The 14,666-nt window shown below is 44.1% G+C and carries 19 protein-coding genes; 11 read left to right on the forward strand and 8 right to left on the reverse strand.

Annotated features, from left to right (window positions below; all coding sequences use genetic code 11):
- Nucleotides 1-12: 12 nt before the first annotated feature.
- On the forward strand, nt 13-1,239 hold the full coding sequence (locus tag G9G54_RS05600; protein WP_165176538.1) for an acyltransferase: 1,227 nt from the start codon (nt 13-15) through the stop codon (nt 1,237-1,239).
- Between the two features lie 206 nt (nt 1,240-1,445).
- Here the strand turns inward: G9G54_RS05600 and G9G54_RS05605 are convergent, their stop codons facing one another.
- The 3 genes from G9G54_RS05605 to G9G54_RS05615 all read right to left on the reverse strand — a co-directional run bounded on the left by G9G54_RS05605 (nt 1,446) and on the right by G9G54_RS05615 (nt 4,019).
- Complete coding sequence (locus G9G54_RS05605; RefSeq protein ID WP_165176540.1) at nt 1,446-1,910, reverse strand: copper amine oxidase N-terminal domain-containing protein; 465 nt, start codon at nt 1,908-1,910, stop codon at nt 1,446-1,448.
- A 297-nt stretch (nt 1,911-2,207) separates the two neighbouring features.
- Entirely contained in the window at nt 2,208-2,393 is a 186-nt protein-coding gene (locus G9G54_RS05610) for an aspartyl-phosphate phosphatase Spo0E family protein (RefSeq protein ID WP_165176542.1), read from the reverse strand.
- A gap of 225 nt (nt 2,394-2,618) precedes the next feature.
- Nucleotides 2,619-4,019 (reverse strand): helix-turn-helix domain-containing protein, encoded by a 1,401-nt coding sequence (locus G9G54_RS05615; RefSeq protein ID WP_165176544.1) that lies wholly within the window; start codon nt 4,017-4,019, stop codon nt 2,619-2,621.
- Nucleotides 4,020-4,199: 180 nt separating this feature from the next.
- Here G9G54_RS05615 and G9G54_RS05620 point away from each other — a divergent pair, with 180 nt between their 5' ends.
- The 4 genes from G9G54_RS05620 (at nt 4,200) to G9G54_RS25420 (ending at nt 6,343) form a co-directional block, all read left to right on the forward strand.
- Nucleotides 4,200-4,667, forward strand: coding sequence for an AbrB/MazE/SpoVT family DNA-binding domain-containing protein (locus tag G9G54_RS05620; protein WP_034094986.1), 468 nt, complete (start codon nt 4,200-4,202; stop codon nt 4,665-4,667).
- Nucleotides 4,668-4,880: 213 nt separating this feature from the next.
- Nucleotides 4,881-5,339 (forward strand): MarR family winged helix-turn-helix transcriptional regulator, encoded by a 459-nt coding sequence (locus G9G54_RS05625; RefSeq protein ID WP_165176546.1) that lies wholly within the window; start codon nt 4,881-4,883, stop codon nt 5,337-5,339.
- 147 nt (nt 5,340-5,486) lie between these two features.
- Nucleotides 5,487-6,050 carry a hypothetical protein gene (locus tag G9G54_RS25415; protein WP_238807744.1) on the forward strand — a complete coding sequence of 188 codons (564 nt, stop codon included), beginning with the start codon at nt 5,487-5,489 and terminating at the stop codon, nt 6,048-6,050.
- Nucleotides 6,051-6,061: 11 nt separating this feature from the next.
- Nucleotides 6,062-6,343: a hypothetical protein gene (locus G9G54_RS25420; protein WP_238807746.1), complete on the forward strand. Its 282-nt coding sequence runs from the start codon at nt 6,062-6,064 to the stop codon at nt 6,341-6,343.
- 56 nt (nt 6,344-6,399) lie between these two features.
- On the opposite strand, the gene G9G54_RS05635 is transcribed toward G9G54_RS25420, so the two are convergent.
- Entirely contained in the window at nt 6,400-6,906 is a 507-nt protein-coding gene (locus G9G54_RS05635; protein ID WP_165176548.1) for a hypothetical protein, read from the reverse strand.
- A 451-nt stretch (nt 6,907-7,357) separates the two neighbouring features.
- Here G9G54_RS05635 and G9G54_RS05640 point away from each other — a divergent pair, with 451 nt between their 5' ends.
- The 4 genes from G9G54_RS05640 to G9G54_RS05655 all read left to right on the forward strand — a co-directional run bounded on the left by G9G54_RS05640 (nt 7,358) and on the right by G9G54_RS05655 (nt 10,078).
- Entirely contained in the window at nt 7,358-7,543 is a 186-nt protein-coding gene (locus G9G54_RS05640) for a hypothetical protein (RefSeq protein ID WP_442955655.1), read from the forward strand.
- A gap of 36 nt (nt 7,544-7,579) precedes the next feature.
- On the forward strand, nt 7,580-8,653 hold the full coding sequence (locus G9G54_RS05645) for a polysaccharide deacetylase family protein (protein WP_165176757.1): 1,074 nt from the start codon (nt 7,580-7,582) through the stop codon (nt 8,651-8,653).
- Nucleotides 8,654-8,830: 177 nt separating this feature from the next.
- On the forward strand, nt 8,831-9,766 hold the full coding sequence (locus G9G54_RS05650; RefSeq protein ID WP_165176759.1) for a hypothetical protein: 936 nt from the start codon (nt 8,831-8,833) through the stop codon (nt 9,764-9,766).
- 75 nt (nt 9,767-9,841) lie between these two features.
- Nucleotides 9,842-10,078, forward strand: coding sequence for an NHLP leader peptide family RiPP precursor (locus G9G54_RS05655; RefSeq protein WP_013309068.1), 237 nt, complete (start codon nt 9,842-9,844; stop codon nt 10,076-10,078).
- Nucleotides 10,079-10,176: 98 nt separating this feature from the next.
- Here the strand turns inward: G9G54_RS05655 and G9G54_RS05660 are convergent, their stop codons facing one another.
- Both G9G54_RS05660 and G9G54_RS05665 read right to left on the reverse strand, forming a co-directional pair.
- Complete coding sequence (locus G9G54_RS05660; protein WP_165176550.1) at nt 10,177-12,066, reverse strand: sensor histidine kinase; 1,890 nt, start codon at nt 12,064-12,066, stop codon at nt 10,177-10,179.
- 132 nt (nt 12,067-12,198) lie between these two features.
- Nucleotides 12,199-12,486 carry a hypothetical protein gene (locus tag G9G54_RS05665; RefSeq protein WP_165176552.1) on the reverse strand — a complete coding sequence of 96 codons (288 nt, stop codon included), beginning with the start codon at nt 12,484-12,486 and terminating at the stop codon, nt 12,199-12,201.
- Between the two features lie 183 nt (nt 12,487-12,669).
- Between G9G54_RS05665 and G9G54_RS05670 the strand changes: the two genes are divergently transcribed.
- Both G9G54_RS05670 and G9G54_RS05675 read left to right on the forward strand, forming a co-directional pair.
- A complete protein-coding gene (locus G9G54_RS05670; RefSeq protein ID WP_061831212.1) occupies nt 12,670-12,930 on the forward strand; it encodes a hypothetical protein in 261 nt (86 codons plus the stop codon).
- Between the two features lie 106 nt (nt 12,931-13,036).
- A complete protein-coding gene (locus G9G54_RS05675; RefSeq protein ID WP_238807751.1) occupies nt 13,037-13,201 on the forward strand; it encodes a hypothetical protein in 165 nt (54 codons plus the stop codon).
- A 90-nt stretch (nt 13,202-13,291) separates the two neighbouring features.
- Here the strand turns inward: G9G54_RS05675 and G9G54_RS05680 are convergent, their stop codons facing one another.
- Nucleotides 13,292-13,963 carry a GNAT family N-acetyltransferase gene (locus tag G9G54_RS05680; protein ID WP_165176554.1) on the reverse strand — a complete coding sequence of 224 codons (672 nt, stop codon included), beginning with the start codon at nt 13,961-13,963 and terminating at the stop codon, nt 13,292-13,294.
- 24 nt (nt 13,964-13,987) lie between these two features.
- Entirely contained in the window at nt 13,988-14,659 is a 672-nt protein-coding gene (locus G9G54_RS05685; RefSeq protein ID WP_061831215.1) for a GNAT family N-acetyltransferase, read from the reverse strand.
- Between the last annotated feature and the right edge of the window lie 7 nt (nt 14,660-14,666).

The following is a 14,666-nucleotide window of genomic DNA, read 5'->3' on the forward strand; positions in this document are numbered from 1 at the left end:
GGAGTGATATGGATGAGCAAGCCGCGTATCGCGGAGTGGACAGAACTACGGGGCCTTGCCTACCTCGCTGTCGTGCTTCAGCATTGCATTGGCGAATATATTTATCGCAGCGACATCCAACAGCCAGATTCTGTTATGCTCGCGATGCTGTATCATTTGACACGTTTTGGCACACCGACGTTCGTTTTCCTGTCTGCGGCGCTGCTTTTTTATAACGGCAACAAACCGATTGGCTATCCTCGCTATATTGGCAGGCGGTTTCGAGATATTTATGTTCCTTTCCTTTGCTGGACTGTTATTTATTGGGTATGTACTCAAAACTGGTCAACGGTGCAGTGGGGAAATATTTATTTTTACAAAGGTATGTTCGAGGAAATGATCATCCCCGTCAGCGGATATCATCTATGGTTTGTAGTGATGATCTTTCAGTTTTATATTTTGTTTCCTTTATTTGCAAAAGCAGCCGGGAAGGTTCAAGCGTTTCTACGTCGTTACAGCACGAAAAGACGCAAACAGCTTGTTTTGGCTATTATGCTGATTGCCGCTACGGCTTATGCTTTGCTGTTACAATGGTCCTACTATGACATGTCTGCATGGAGCACTGGGTTGCCGTCCTTTTGGCAGACTCTGCTGGATTATCGCACCTATAACTTTGTCATGTACTTTTTCTATTTTATGCTGGGCGCAGTATGTGCTTACATGACAGACACGTGGCGTGGACTGGCCAAACAGACGTTGCCGTGGAATGTATTTGTGTTCATTGGTTTGTTCATGCTCATGGGTCACACGATGCTGATCCAGTCGGGCGATACGATCAATCTTAATATTTCCACCTATTTGAAGCCAAGCACCTTTGTGCTCATTGTGTCGCAGCTGCTTTTATTGTACGGACTGCTGCTCCATTTGCAAAAAGATGCGCGATCCGAGCCGTTTCGCCGTATGTTGAACTGGATCGGGCGTTATTCTTTTGGAGGATATCTGGCCCATGCACTCGTGCTGGCCTTCATATCCTACTACACCCGCCCGCTTGCACTGGGCGTTCATCATTTTACAGCTACGCTCATTACGTTTATCGTCGTGGCAAGTGTTTCTCTGGGCATCAGCTGGCTGTTTGCCCATCTGCCCGGCGGCAACTGGATTGTTGGCTCCAAAGGCAGACAGCGATTGAACTGGCATTCGTTTCGTTTCCGGTTCCTTTCCTCCAAACGCGCTTCCAAAAGCACGCAGGAGCTTGGCTAATAAAAAAAGGGATGCTACAGCACTAAAAAAGGACACTCCCGATTCATTCGGGAATGTCCTTTTTTAAGCTAAATTAAAAACAATTATCATATTACCTAAAGCTTTTATACAACAAGGATTCCAGACTAATGCGTTTATCATTTGATATTATTGAGGCCTCAACTAGAACCATCCTATCTATCAACTTCAATAAGAAGACGGAATGATTAATTAGCCTTGGTGATATTTACATACAGAGTCTCATCTTTCTTACTACTGTCTACAGTAGCACCCATAACTTCGGAAACAAATCTGAGTGGCACCATGACACGGTTAGGAGATATCGGCATTACAGGAGCGCTAGGCAGTATTTTCTGCTGTTCGTTCACATAAGCAACTTTGCTTCCAATTGTCAAGCGCACTGTCTTACCATCTTCCGAACGGATTGTAACCTCTTGCTTTTCTCTGTTCCAGTTTACAGTTTCACCTAGATTTTCTGATACAAATCTAATGGGAACATAAGTAGTATTCGTCGCTCTTTCAAAATAAGGATTAGCATCGGATGTAACCTCAACATTGTTGACTTTAATCACAAGATTATACAAGTATTTAGGAAGAGCGGCATTGGCCTGATCTACTGTCAAAAAGAAGATTAAGGAAAAAAGTAATGTGTTAACTGCCTTTTTTAACATAACGCATCAATCCTTTTCTAATCGAATTCATTGTTTGTAAAAAGTATACTTCTCTACATGATTTGAATCCTCGACATAATCAATTCGTCCACCATGATTCCAAACATTTTATTGCCTTAGTATGCCGTCCCCTCAAAAAGATGATTAACATTTTATGACATGAATATGTATTTTATTTTAAAATAAGTCATTATATAGAATAATAATAAACGTTACGCGGGAAAAGTCACAGTTTTGCATAACAAAGAAGGGAGAGGATGGACTGAACATGATATCGTCGTTGTTAATGATCTAGCCCTAAACATAGTGAGGCAGCTTCTTGGTCTGAAACATACGGTTGTACTGATTAATCAGTTCATCCAAAAGCATAGACTGCTCAAGTACACAAGCATGTCCGAAGCCATACTCTTCGTAAAGATCATGCAAGTGTTGTCTAGCATTTTCCATTTGTTGAATTAACGTTTCCGTTTCATCCCTGTTCATCCTGCATACCTCCTATTGAATCTTATTTTAAGGAGGGATGTACAAATACGTCATGATCTTTTTTGAACCGAAAAATTACAAAATAATACAAAAATAGACCAGCAATAAGCTGGTCCATAAAAAAAATCAAAAATTGTTTAAGCTGTACCAACATGTCCTTGAACTTGGATTGTATTAGAGCTTGGGATTCCAGTTGGAACTGGTAGTGCGAATACCAGTAAAAAGCTAGTTGTTGCCAAAACTAAAGCCATCTTCTTGATCATTTTTTTCCCACACCTCCTCATAAGAAGAATAAAATTGTGCCTGCATTTCAGGAGCAGCATACTCACTGAAACGGAAAAATAAGCCTGCACAATTAGAAATAAGTAGTGCGTGGTTAATTATACCAGCTTTTTTCAAAGCTTCTATTAAGCATTTAAATCCAGAAAGATATCTTTCTTTAAATAGGTTGTATTTAGCTAACTTATACCAGAATCGTGCAGTTTCTTCGAGTATAACTTGCTGCTCTGTTAATGTACTCGTATATGCTTGATTTCGATAAGCTGATATTTGGGGTTTAAAGTTCTGAAGAATATGATCAATGTCGATATTGTACCGATTAGCTACTTCTATAACGTTTAAAAGTTCCGCAAATATATGTTGTTCTCCTGATATATGGTCAACGTAATCTGGCAGCACGCTAATATCTCCAGACATAAGCTTATTAACACAGGTATTAATTTTTGCCCATTGCTCAAATTTACCTAGCCAATGGAGTGTATCTGGATCATTTTCCTTAACCCAGCTTAGATCGGCATAACCACGAAGATGTTCTAATGCCTGTTCATGATCTCCTTTTGCATCACAAGCATTAGCACACATCAGTTCGGCGTAAGCTATGTATACAAACAACGGCCTACTTAGTTTTTTTGGCGGCTTTGTTCCTTTTCGCTTAGAGTTATGAACCAAATTATATTGAATCTGTCCTAATTGACCCATTTGATGTGCAAATTCATACACCTTGTCCCACATACTTAAGGATCTGTACACGTTCGCCAAATCTTTTAAAGCATCTAATTGCTCTATCTCGTCTAAACGATCCACAAAAGGGGCAAATTCAATGGCAGCTTGAAGATTTATAGCTCTATCTTGTCCAATATTGATTTGGAACAAGCGATACTGGCAGATCGCCAATCGCTCTGAATGCTGCTGCTTCTCACTTTCAGCCACCTTTTTGTAAAGGTATGCCGCTGCTTCATTGTAACCGTCTTTGTATACATTTTCGGCAACTTCAAAGAGCGATGGCGGATAATTAGGGTTATCCAATAGCAAAATTACAACTCGCTGCAAGCAGTCCAGTCGTCCTAGCTCAATACATCGGTATAAGAAAGGGCTGATTTTTTTCCAGTTGAGCGGAGATTCTTCAATGCATTCTTCAATATAACGCTCGTAAAAATAATCCGGTGGTAAATTCATTCCCGCAGTAATACTATCCAGTTGGTGAACAGAAATAGATCGGTTACCAGTCACAATGCTACTAACTGTACCTACATTCAAATCAATCGTGTGACCAAACTTGGTCATCGTTAAGCCTTTTCGTTTCAAATAGGTTTGAATTTCTGCCTGTATCGTAGGTGTGATTTCCATGGATAAACCACCCTTTCAGCATTTTCATAGAATTTCAATTTCAATAAACAATATAGTTTGGAAACTAATAGTATAATTATTGATTTTCCTTCACGATAATACCATCTTTTGGAACAAACATAAATGATTTTACTTTATTGATTTTTATATTTTTATTAGGAGATCATTGGATGTTGGACAATGGAAGGAGAAGATCATTTGAAAAATACAGGTATGACACGTCCCTTGGATACGTTAGGCCGGATTGTTATCCCTAAGGAGTTGCGAACCTCTATGGGTATTCAAGCTGGTGAGTCCTTAGAATTTTATTTAGATGTTGAAACAGGTTTATTGAGTATGCGGAAGTATATTGGAGTCTGCTGTCACTTATGCTATTCGATTCAGGATTTAAGCTATTTCAGGGATTCATTTTTATGTAAAAAATGCATAAACGATCTGAAGGGAAATATAGGTGTGAGTCAATTACCTGTTCCCGTCGTAAAGAAACCTGCGTACAAAGAAAAAAATGCACATCGGTTGTCTTCACAACATTTAGTTGAAAATCTAAGAAAACTCATGCGCGAGCATCCAACAGCCAAGCAAGGCGAATATGCTGAATGGCTCGGCGTGTCCCAAGGCCGTATTTCCCAGCTTAAAAAGCTATTATAGGTATCGCTCAACTCTTATTCTAGCAAAGCTAAATAACCAGTCGCCGGTTGATTTCGTGCGACTGGTTATTTCAACTTTTCATTAGTAGGAAGGACTACAGGGGATAAATCATGATAGACCGACAGAGCTGACTGCTGTGACAAATATCGCTTACAAAACCTACCACTTTTGAGATGGTGTAGATACACGAAATAGTACACGAATGGAGAACTTATGAAAACGACAGGAAAGAATAGGAAATCTTCGCAGAAGCGATCAGCCTCAGTCTGTACCTGCATCAATCTGCGCCGTTCCTCGATGGCTGTTACGGGACTGTATGACCGGTATCTGGCCCCGAGCGGACTCAATATTAGCCAATTCTCGCTGCTCAAGCACTTAACTGCACTGGGCCCCGCAAGTGTAAGTGAATTGGCGCTGGAGATGCGGCTCGACCGGACCACGATTGTGCGCAATTTGAAAGCGCTGGAGCATAACGGGTATGTGGAGGATACATCTGCTGAGGGCTGTCGCAACCGCTGCCTTACTCTGACGGAGAGGGGAAGAACGGTATACAACGACGCAGCCGAGCTTTGGGAGGAGGCGCAACGTTTTTTGCAGGAGTCATTGGGAAACGAGAATCTGCAGATACTGACCTCACTCTTATCCAAGATTGAAAATTTGGATGGATATTAGACGGCTCCTCATCCAGGTGGAGTTGTGTTCAATTCGTGTATATACACGAAAAAGATCGAAATGTTTATTGCGGTATCAAGGGAAGCTTTACTGTGAACAATAACCACGGAGAGGGATGTGGATAGGATGGTTGAATCCGTATCGGATATGAGAGAAAACATCGCAGCCGAGATGAAAACCTATGTGAGCGAAGACAAAGGCAATGTTTGTGAAGAACTGCGGAGTCCTTATTACGAGGAGCCGATTATCCAATTTGCCGCGGCTAATGATCCTTTGTTTGAGGAGTACAAAAGAGTAGTGGGGCCCGATCACGCCACGCCGCAGGAAGCATTTGAACGTTCCTTTGGAACGGAGAGTTTTGATGGAGGCACCGTTATCAGCGTTGTGCTGCCGATCAGCGAGACGATCCGTAAGGCTAATCGTGCGCAAAAAGAAAGAGCCTCAAGGGAATGGGCGCTGCTGCGGACCTTTGGCGATGAATATTTTGTACAGTCTGCAAGGCGGCATTTGGCGGGATACTTAACAGGCTTGGTTACCGTGCGGTTGCACCGCTGGATACGGATTGGTACAGCATCCATGGCGCCGAGGGGGGACCGATCTCCAACTGGTCGGAGCGCCACATTGCATATGCTGCGGGTCTCGGCACCTTCAGTATCAATGACGGCTTCATCACCGAAAAAGGAATTGCCATCCGCCTGCTGTCCGTGGTGACCGATCTCAAGGTGCCGCCTGATGCCAGAATATCTTCAGCCACAGGACATACCGGTAACTGCCTGCTGTGCAGCAAGGGCATCTGCGGTGTGTGCATTACCCGCTGCCCTGTGCAGGCCATCAGCAAGGACGGCGGACATGACAAAATCGCCTGCATGAATTTTGTGTACGGACAGGCATCACGGGACTTTGCGGTTCTAAACGGCGGCGAGGCCAAATCGGGTGCTGGTTGCGGACTGTGCCAGACCAAGGTACCCTGCGAGAGCAGGAATCCGATGCGTACTGCCCGGTGAATATGGAAACCTTGAGGACCGCCATTCTCAAGGTTTTTTAGTGCAAAAAGATACATTTAGTTTTCGTTAGCCGAGGTTGAGGGCGTCCCTGCCTCATGTTTTAATTGAGCTTCATTCGAAGCCCCGGACTTACGATCGAATGTAATCGGGCCTTTACGGTTCACAAGCCGTTTCAGATCCACGGTCATTTCATTCTTCAATTTATCAATGAGCTGGTCTTCTTGGATGCCTTTGCTTTTAGCAACCTCGGCCAATGACTTCCCTTGTCCCAGTTCTTTCTCTAATTGGACAGGAGTGATGCCCAGCAGCTTGGCTACTTTCTCGTTGAGATGGTGATTCAAGCCGCCAGGCCGTTTGCCGTGTCTATGTCTGTGAACATGCCCGTGGTCGTCCTGTGGTTCAGCATTCCATTGGCGGGCTGCCCCTTGGATAGAGTCGTTGGGAGTGAGAGTTTGCAACGAATTACTCGGTTCCGTCCCGGAAGCTCCAGCTGCACCCGCAGTGCCATACATCATCACTCCTCCATACAGAATAGCAGCGGTCAATTTCCATTGTTTTTTCATGTTGCAGACCCTTCTTTCATCCTTTTTACAATAATATTTTCTTTTCCCACTATTTTTATTCATATTTTCACCTGTTAAGTAACCATAAGTGGGGAAAAAGAAATTATGAACATTGCTATCACAATTACACCCAACCTTCGATCTACACGCGCTCCTTGGGAACCCTATCCTGTAGAGTGAGCAAGAATGAATAACTATACTTTCTACAATATAACTTGAAATTTTTCAAGTTATATATTAAGGAAAATATGATAAAATCAAATTGTAAACGTTTACAATTTGATTTTTTGGAAAAGACATGTTGCATCAAGCTACTACAGAATGCACTGCATCATAGTGAGGCTACAGGAGAAAAGTCCAATGAAACAAAAAAATAAGGTTATTTTTATGGACATCCAAACGCACGAGCAAAACCATATCGGTCAGCGAGCACTTCAAAAAGTGGGAAGACATGGACAAGATGTATGAAGCTTCACTTACTGTAGAGGGATACCAAAGCAGTCGGAGTGCCAATGTAACTAGTAATACAATTACGATTGGCGGCAATAATGGCACCAGAAACCAAGAGATCGAGCTCGTTGTAACAGCCGATGACGGGACATGGGATGCTTATATTGACTATTTGGAGATCGACTAACCTTACTGTCTATTAAAATTGTTAGGAGGTAGAACCTTGTTTATAGCTAAAGCAGGAAAATGGACGGCGATTATGGCAATCACCTTGTCTTTATTCACAGGCTCGCTGGTGATCTCGAGCAACCAGGCGCTTGCGGCTGATTGCTCGAGCGGTTATGTAGCGTTAACCTTCGACGATGGTCCCAATCCCTCTAACACCAAAGCGCTGCTTAGTGCTCTGAAGCAAAACGGTTTACGCGCGACGCTCTTTAATCTTGGACAAAACGCGCAGAATAATCCTTCGCTTGTACGTGACCAGCAAGCAGCAGGCATGTGGATCGGTAATCATTCATGGTCACATCCGCATATGACACAACTGAGCACATCGCAGATGTCATCGGAAATTACACGCACGCAGCAAACGATACAGTCCATTACTGGCACGGCACCAAAGTTGTTCCGTCCTCCGTATGGCGAGACCAACGCAACTCTCAAATCCATTGAGACCCAAAACGGTCTTACCGAAGTATTGTGGAACGTTGACTCCCAAGACTGGAACGGCGCCTCCACCGCACAGATCGTAGCTGCTGCGGGCAAACTTAAAAACGGCGATGTGATCCTGATGCATGATCAGTACCAGACTACACTCCAAGCTATTCCACAAATTGCACAGAGCCTCAAAAACCGTAACCTTTGCTCTGGTATGATCTCACCAAGCAATGGCCGGGCGGTAGCGCCTGATGGCGGAAACGGCGAAACGCCGCCAAACAAAGGCACAAAAGTGGAAGCAGAGAATATGACCAAAGGCGGTCAGTATACTTCAAATATCAGCTCGCCGTTCAACGGAGTGGCTTTATACTCCAACAATGATTCAGTGAAATTCACACAGAATTTTACCAGCGGCACCCATAGTTTTTCACTCCGTGGTGCTTCAAATAATTCCAACATGGCCAAAGTTGACTTGAAAATTGGTGGACAAACGAAGGGTACCTTCTACTTCGGCGGGAGCAGTCCTGCGGTCTATACTTTAAACAATGTCAGCCATGGAACCGGAAATCAAGAGATTGAGCTTGTTGTAACAGCCGATAACGGGACATGGGATGCTTATATTGACTATTTAGAGATCATCTAATTTAAAAAAAACAAAATCCCGGCGGGATCTTCCCAGCCGGGATTTTTGTCGATATCCTTTTTACAACATTCTCAATGTAAAAATAACAAAATCTTGAAAATTGCAATCTGTTGTATAATGGCGGGTAACAACTAGAAGTCGCTATAAAAATATTCATAAGAGATGCAGGTGATGGCGATGGAATGGTATTTTGCATACAAAGACGAATTGGAAAAAGTATTTCGTCAAGCGGAGGAACGGACGTCCACGTTTCCAGCTCCCTTTCAGCAAGAGGGGTTGGACTATCTGGCGCGTTTTAATCCGTTGCGGGAAGACAGCACGCGTAATTACATATGCTATTTGCTTCCATTTTGGCTGCAAGAACTCACCGGACTCCCCCCCGAAACATGCCGCAAGCTGTCACTTGGCAACGTGTTCGTCATGGCCCACTATTTAATTCAAGATGATGTGATGGACACAGCAGCAGACAACCGTAAAACGCAACTCGCCTTAAGCCAGCTATTCTATACCGAGTGTCTAAGCGTATATCGGGACCTTTTTCCGGCAACCTCTCCTTTTTGGTCATATGCTCGAACGTATGTTGATGAATGGGCCGTTAGTGTGATATCCGAAGGAACAGAGGACTATTTTCAAGGAGAAAGAAATAAGGTCGCGCTGAAAGCAAGTCCATTAAAAATGGCCGGAACGGGTGCTTTACTGCTCGCAGGCCGTGCTGATCTGATCCAGACTATTACAAATATGACGGACTTGTCGCTACTCGTGCTTCAAATGTCGGATGATTGGGCGGATTGGTCAGAAGATTTGGTCGAACATAGCTATAACTGTCTTTTGTCCCATATCAGTGCCGAGCAGAAGACAGCTTACTGTGAAGGATTGGGACCCCAACAGATTCAGGAAGCGATTTATGTACGCGGTGCGCTCGCCAGCTATGTGAACATTGCCGATCAAGCAGTCCAACAGTTAGAGACCCTGGAGCCTTCTATCCACGGCCTAAGTAGCTTTGCACATTCTATCGCAACAGAACTGGGCGAAGTGGCGGCGGAAATTGAAGGCGGACGCTCGCATTTGAGAAGAGGCGGACTTGACTACTGGCTCTCCAAAAATATGAAATAATGCTAGATTTTTCTGAGCCTTTCGTGGTATACTGACTAGGTAAATATAACCAATTGAATGAGAGGGTGATTTTTGATGGCTACTGAAGTTCTTCAAACACAAGTCATTCAAAAAGCTTGGGAGGATGCCAGTTTCAGAGAGAAACTGATGACAGATCCCAAATCTGCAATTCGTGATGTGTTAGGAGTCGTAATCCCCGATCATATCCAAATCAAAACATTAGAGGAAACGCCTGATCAGTTTTTTCTGGTAATTCCTCCAGACCCCTCCGGCGTGCTCGCTGCATCCCAGAAACCTCGCTCGATGTGGTAGATTGGTTGTTCATGCTTATTTAATCTATATTCCTTAATCTCATGTGGGTGGGCTCAGCAAGCTTCCTCCGCTTTCTCCGAACGCAAAAAAGCCGGATATTATCCGGCTACGGGGAAGCGGATGGTCGCTTCTGTTCCCACCCCTTTTGCACTTGTAAAAGTTATTTTTCCATTCATCGTTTCAATAATCCGAAAAGTTACCATCATCCCCAAACCCGTGCCTTTTGTCTTATTCGAGAAATAAGGCTCACCTAGTCTGGATAAAGTCTGAGCATCCATCCCTTCACCATTATCCCGAATATGAATGACCGCCTCTCCGTTGTCCACATAAGCCCATATATGAATATGACCCTGGTCGCGCAGCGCTTCTATGCTATTTTTGATGATATTGATGAACGCCTGCTTGAACTTGGAGGAATTCCCGCGTACTTTGATTTCCTGGGGAATATCCAGTGAAATTTTCCCACCTTGCAAATTAGCCATTGGACTGATGATTCCTTCAATATGTTTGAATTCGTCCAATATGGTCAACGTTTTGGTTTGGTCAAACTCTGGCTTGGCAAAAGTCAGAAAATCAGTAATAATCGCAGAAGCTCGATCCAGCTCCTCCAGAGCGATATGTAGATAGTCTTTATTTTTACCATCCTCCTGCTTGCTCATCAACTGAAGAAATCCACGTGTAACCTGAAGGGGATTACGTACCTCATGAGCTACAGATGCAGCCAGATCGCTAATAATCTCCATTTTCTCCGAACGTTGAAGCTCATTATTGAACATTTCCAGTTCTCTGGAGTACCGAACCACCTGCTTGTGCTTTTCTGCCAGCCTTCTGCCCAATATCGCGATCAACGCCAGTACAAAACCGAACACGCCCCATTTCCACAAAAACATATTGTAGTGTCCGTCCAGAATGAAGAACCAGCTCAGTTCCCCGATAGAGATGACTGCAAAAAATGCAAAGCCTGTCGATAAAATGATCGCTTCATGATCACCCTTAAGTGCCATGCGAACCGAAGCAAATACCAGCAGTATCAATAAGGCGACGAGTAATATACCCAAGATGACTACACTAAAAAAATAATATATATCGTTCAACCGCTCCTGTGCTCCTAAATTCACAATCATCATGGTAAAGCAGAACAAAGAATATGCGGTTAACAACTTTCTGAATTTGCGAATCAGTATAATCGAATTGATATTTTGTTCAAAAAAGAAGGCTAATGAAGGCAGCAGAATAAATAGTGCCACATCAAAAAGTTGTAAGTACAGCTTGCCATAGCCACGATAGAATGTATACAAGAATGGTGAATACGTTACGATCATCAGACCAATAGACAATACAATCGCACTTAGGGACAGCCACATGGCCATACTCGGACGGAACAGGAAAAATGAGCAGATCAGTAGTACCAGGGCGATAAAGATAAACGTACTGCCCAGTACAATATCTAAAACATCCATTCTGACCAAGGTCCCCAACAAATCACGATAATCACCGGTCATCACATTGCCGATAATGCCCAGTCTATTCTTACTGCTTTCCGTCCATATGTATAATGTTTTACCGCTGTCTTCCGGCTTCAGCGGAATCAGAATACGATTATTCTCATAATTGTACCCACGGTAGGATTCGTAAAAATTGGTCCCATCTTTATACAGCGTAATATGCCTGCCATAAATATTTTCAAAAAGCACCGCTGGCGTTTCATCATTTAGCGAAGGTAACTTAATACGAATCCAAGCAGAGCCTATATTACCGGGCTGCCTAAGCAGTTGTGTATCATCTTCAATATTCATCCAGGCTTTGCTGGGATCCTTTACCTCATCTAAAGAGCCATCCTCGTTTACCGCTCCCCATCTCATATCCCAGGAGGGTATCTTATAATCCCTTTCCGGGGTCATTTTGGCCGCATAGGCGGAGTAGCCCAGCGACAACAACAACACAATGACCGCTAGCAGGGTGGCGACAGCTTTGGGCACATGCCTCATATTAAGCACCTCAAAGTTACATAGTAGGATTTACAATTTTGTATACGTTTTAACATTTTTTACGTCCTGAAATTATATTATTCTATACGATGATGTGCATACCTTCTTCATTAGTAGGGTATCATGTTCTTTTTACTCATTTTTTGTAAAATCTTCATATTGATTAATGATCATTTCCTGTTCGCGCCGCTCCTTCTGCTCTCTAAGCCCCAACCATGGTTCACAATCTTCATCCTCATAGATCGTCCAAATATCGGAAAATAAATAATCGCGTATTTCTACTATTTTTCCGGCCTGTCCGCCATCTGTCCAGTATAAGCCTTCCGGGCGCCGAATGAGGGTACGGGAAAATCCCGGGGTAGATGCCTTTTGACCTAGTCGGATACGACTAATCATCGGACCAAACATGTACCATTCCAATTCATATCCCTCCCTATCCTCTTTATCATATCACAGCAGTTACCAAAAAAACGCTAATTGAGAATGGGCATATCCCTATTCGCATGATTTTAACTTCCTACAGACACACTAACTCAAGGTTTAGCCGTTCTACTGTTTGGGTAAGGTCGGAATAAGCAACAAAAAGTAAAGGAGCTGAGCAATATGGCCAATCGTGATGATCGAGTTAATGAGCTACATGACAATGATTTTGAGCCTTCTCTGCAAAATGCAGAAACCAACTGGGAGAATCTAACCGAGGGCCCAGATACTCCTCTCGAAGACGTCCCAGATGCCGATGAACTGACACCGAACAGTCCTGTTGACCCTTCTGCTCCTGCCGAATTCCTACATGGTACCGATTTGCTGAATGGTACCGATGGGGACGAAGAAGAGCAACTGGACAGCGACGATATGCTGGATTAAACACTTCATTTTATCGGGTGAAAGAAAACGGTTACCCATTCTGCTATGCGGGTAATGAAGTGTATAACCGAAAGGAGTTGACTGATCTCCTATGTATAAAGATCCGATGTCTCAAGCCGATATGGAGTATAAGCGCTACAAAGCCTTGAATCCCGTGGAAGAGGATGACCGCAGGTCTGCGGACAAGACAACTACAGATGAAATCTCGGCCGAAGATAACCCACGAGGAGTCGCATCTGCGAAGCCCGAACCCAGGGATCAAGGAAAATGAAAGGACAGATAGAGAATGCAAAAAGGGTGCTACCTAAGCCACACAAATGATACACATGGCTTGAGTGCACCCTTTTTGTACTTCATATGTTTACAATGGCAGCAATGCTACTGTCGATTTGGCTTCCAATCCATCTATCATTTCGTTCCAGACAGCAGGCTTGTTCGGCAATACTGTATAGTAACGACGTAGGAAAGCTGCCACCAATTTGGCGCTCACTTCTTCCACGCTATCATCCTCAGGCATAAAGCCTAAATTCAGCCCTTCTACTGCTACACCATCGTTATTCCAGGACGGATGTACGTAGTACAGATCCAAACGCTTATAGCCCAGATGAGATAGCACCTCACGTCGCACGTACGGGTCCATTGGCTTGACACCACCAAAGGGATGCTCGTTGCCACGGTAAGGGTCATAGATTTCAGCAAACATCCCCTGCAACTGCTGTCCGCTGGCCTGAGCAAGCGCGTGCAAGTCATTCTGGCGTCGTGTCCAAAGAAAACGGCCAATGCCCAGTCCCGATTGTCCGATGATCGTAAAATCTGTCATAGCTACATTAAAGTCCTCATAATAACGATACTCTGTTGCACCAACTACCTTATCATCCTGTACCGCAACAAAGACACGAATACCCGGGTCTTCCAGCGGTTCCTTCCACAGACTGTACTCTAGCACTTCCTCTGGTGGAAATACTCTCTGCATTAGCTGATGCATGCTCGCAAACAAGGGGTCTTCAATATGAATAATGCGATGATATTCCATAGGATAGGACACGCTCCTCTACAATTAGTGATGGGTATGAAACGGATTTCGCCATTCCATGAGGGCAGCATAATTACGCGATTGTTCATCATCCAAATAATTCGGCAGGATACAAACGGGCACCCGTCCGCAACGAAGCAGAAAAGTTAATACCGGGTCCTTCAGCTCACCAGACACTACGGCATCCACATACGCTTCTGCGCTCAATTGGTCGGCATGATGCTGATAACCAGGCATACGCCCCGCGCCCAGCAAACGATCCAGTCTCCGTTCAATCACAAGATGATATAAGGAAAATATCAGCCATTTGCCCAGACCCAATCTGCGGTAAGCAGGACGTACCGCCAAATCAATCACATACAGCGCCTTGCCGTCCTCACAGTGCGTACGAATATAACCGTCATCCGCTACTTCATCCCATGTATGCTGGGGATGTTCGGGGTTATAATGCATCAGTAGGCTGGTTACCGAACCCGCCAGTTCCCCCTCAATTTCCACACACAGCGCTCCATCTGCAAAATGCTCTGTCTGGCTGGCAATCTGCTCCCGGCTCCATAACAGCTCCTGCGGATAAGGTGGGGGGAAGCTCTCCTGCTGAATACGCAGCAACCCCTCATAATCGGCTGTAGAATAATTACGAATCACCGCCCGTAGCGGTCGATCGCCGTCAAAGATGAACCATTCTTTGCGATACATGGCTTAT

Source organism: Paenibacillus sp. EKM212P (assembly GCF_011066115.1).
Lineage (GTDB): Bacteria > Bacillota > Bacilli > Paenibacillales > Paenibacillaceae > Paenibacillus > Paenibacillus polymyxa_B.

Bases quoted from the DNA above. Each gene is read 5' to 3' on its own strand.
- G9G54_RS05600 (WP_165176538.1), top strand. From the start codon at position 13: ATGAGCAAGCCGCGTATCGCGGAGTGGACAGAACTACGGGGCCTTGCC.
- G9G54_RS05605 (WP_165176540.1), bottom strand. From the start codon at position 1,910: ATGTTAAAAAAGGCAGTTAACACATTACTTTTTTCCTTAATCTTCTTT.
- G9G54_RS05610 (WP_165176542.1), bottom strand. From the start codon at position 2,393: ATGAACAGGGATGAAACGGAAACGTTAATTCAACAAATGGAAAATGCT.
- G9G54_RS05615 (WP_165176544.1), bottom strand. From the start codon at position 4,019: ATGGAAATCACACCTACGATACAGGCAGAAATTCAAACCTATTTGAAA.
- G9G54_RS05620 (WP_034094986.1), top strand. From the start codon at position 4,200: ATGGAAGGAGAAGATCATTTGAAAAATACAGGTATGACACGTCCCTTG.
- G9G54_RS05625 (WP_165176546.1), top strand. From the start codon at position 4,881: ATGAAAACGACAGGAAAGAATAGGAAATCTTCGCAGAAGCGATCAGCC.
- G9G54_RS25415 (WP_238807744.1), top strand. From the start codon at position 5,487: ATGAGAGAAAACATCGCAGCCGAGATGAAAACCTATGTGAGCGAAGAC.
- G9G54_RS05635 (WP_165176548.1), bottom strand. From the start codon at position 6,906: ATGAAAAAACAATGGAAATTGACCGCTGCTATTCTGTATGGAGGAGTG.
- G9G54_RS05640 (WP_442955655.1), top strand. From the start codon at position 7,358: ATGGACAAGATGTATGAAGCTTCACTTACTGTAGAGGGATACCAAAGC.
- G9G54_RS05650 (WP_165176759.1), top strand. From the start codon at position 8,831: ATGGAATGGTATTTTGCATACAAAGACGAATTGGAAAAAGTATTTCGT.
- G9G54_RS05655 (WP_013309068.1), top strand. From the start codon at position 9,842: ATGGCTACTGAAGTTCTTCAAACACAAGTCATTCAAAAAGCTTGGGAG.
- G9G54_RS05660 (WP_165176550.1), bottom strand. From the start codon at position 12,066: ATGAGGCATGTGCCCAAAGCTGTCGCCACCCTGCTAGCGGTCATTGTG.
- G9G54_RS05670 (WP_061831212.1), top strand. From the start codon at position 12,670: ATGGCCAATCGTGATGATCGAGTTAATGAGCTACATGACAATGATTTT.
- G9G54_RS05675 (WP_238807751.1), top strand. From the start codon at position 13,037: ATGTCTCAAGCCGATATGGAGTATAAGCGCTACAAAGCCTTGAATCCC.
- G9G54_RS05680 (WP_165176554.1), bottom strand. From the start codon at position 13,963: ATGGAATATCATCGCATTATTCATATTGAAGACCCCTTGTTTGCGAGC.
- G9G54_RS05685 (WP_061831215.1), bottom strand. From the start codon at position 14,659: ATGTATCGCAAAGAATGGTTCATCTTTGACGGCGATCGACCGCTACGG.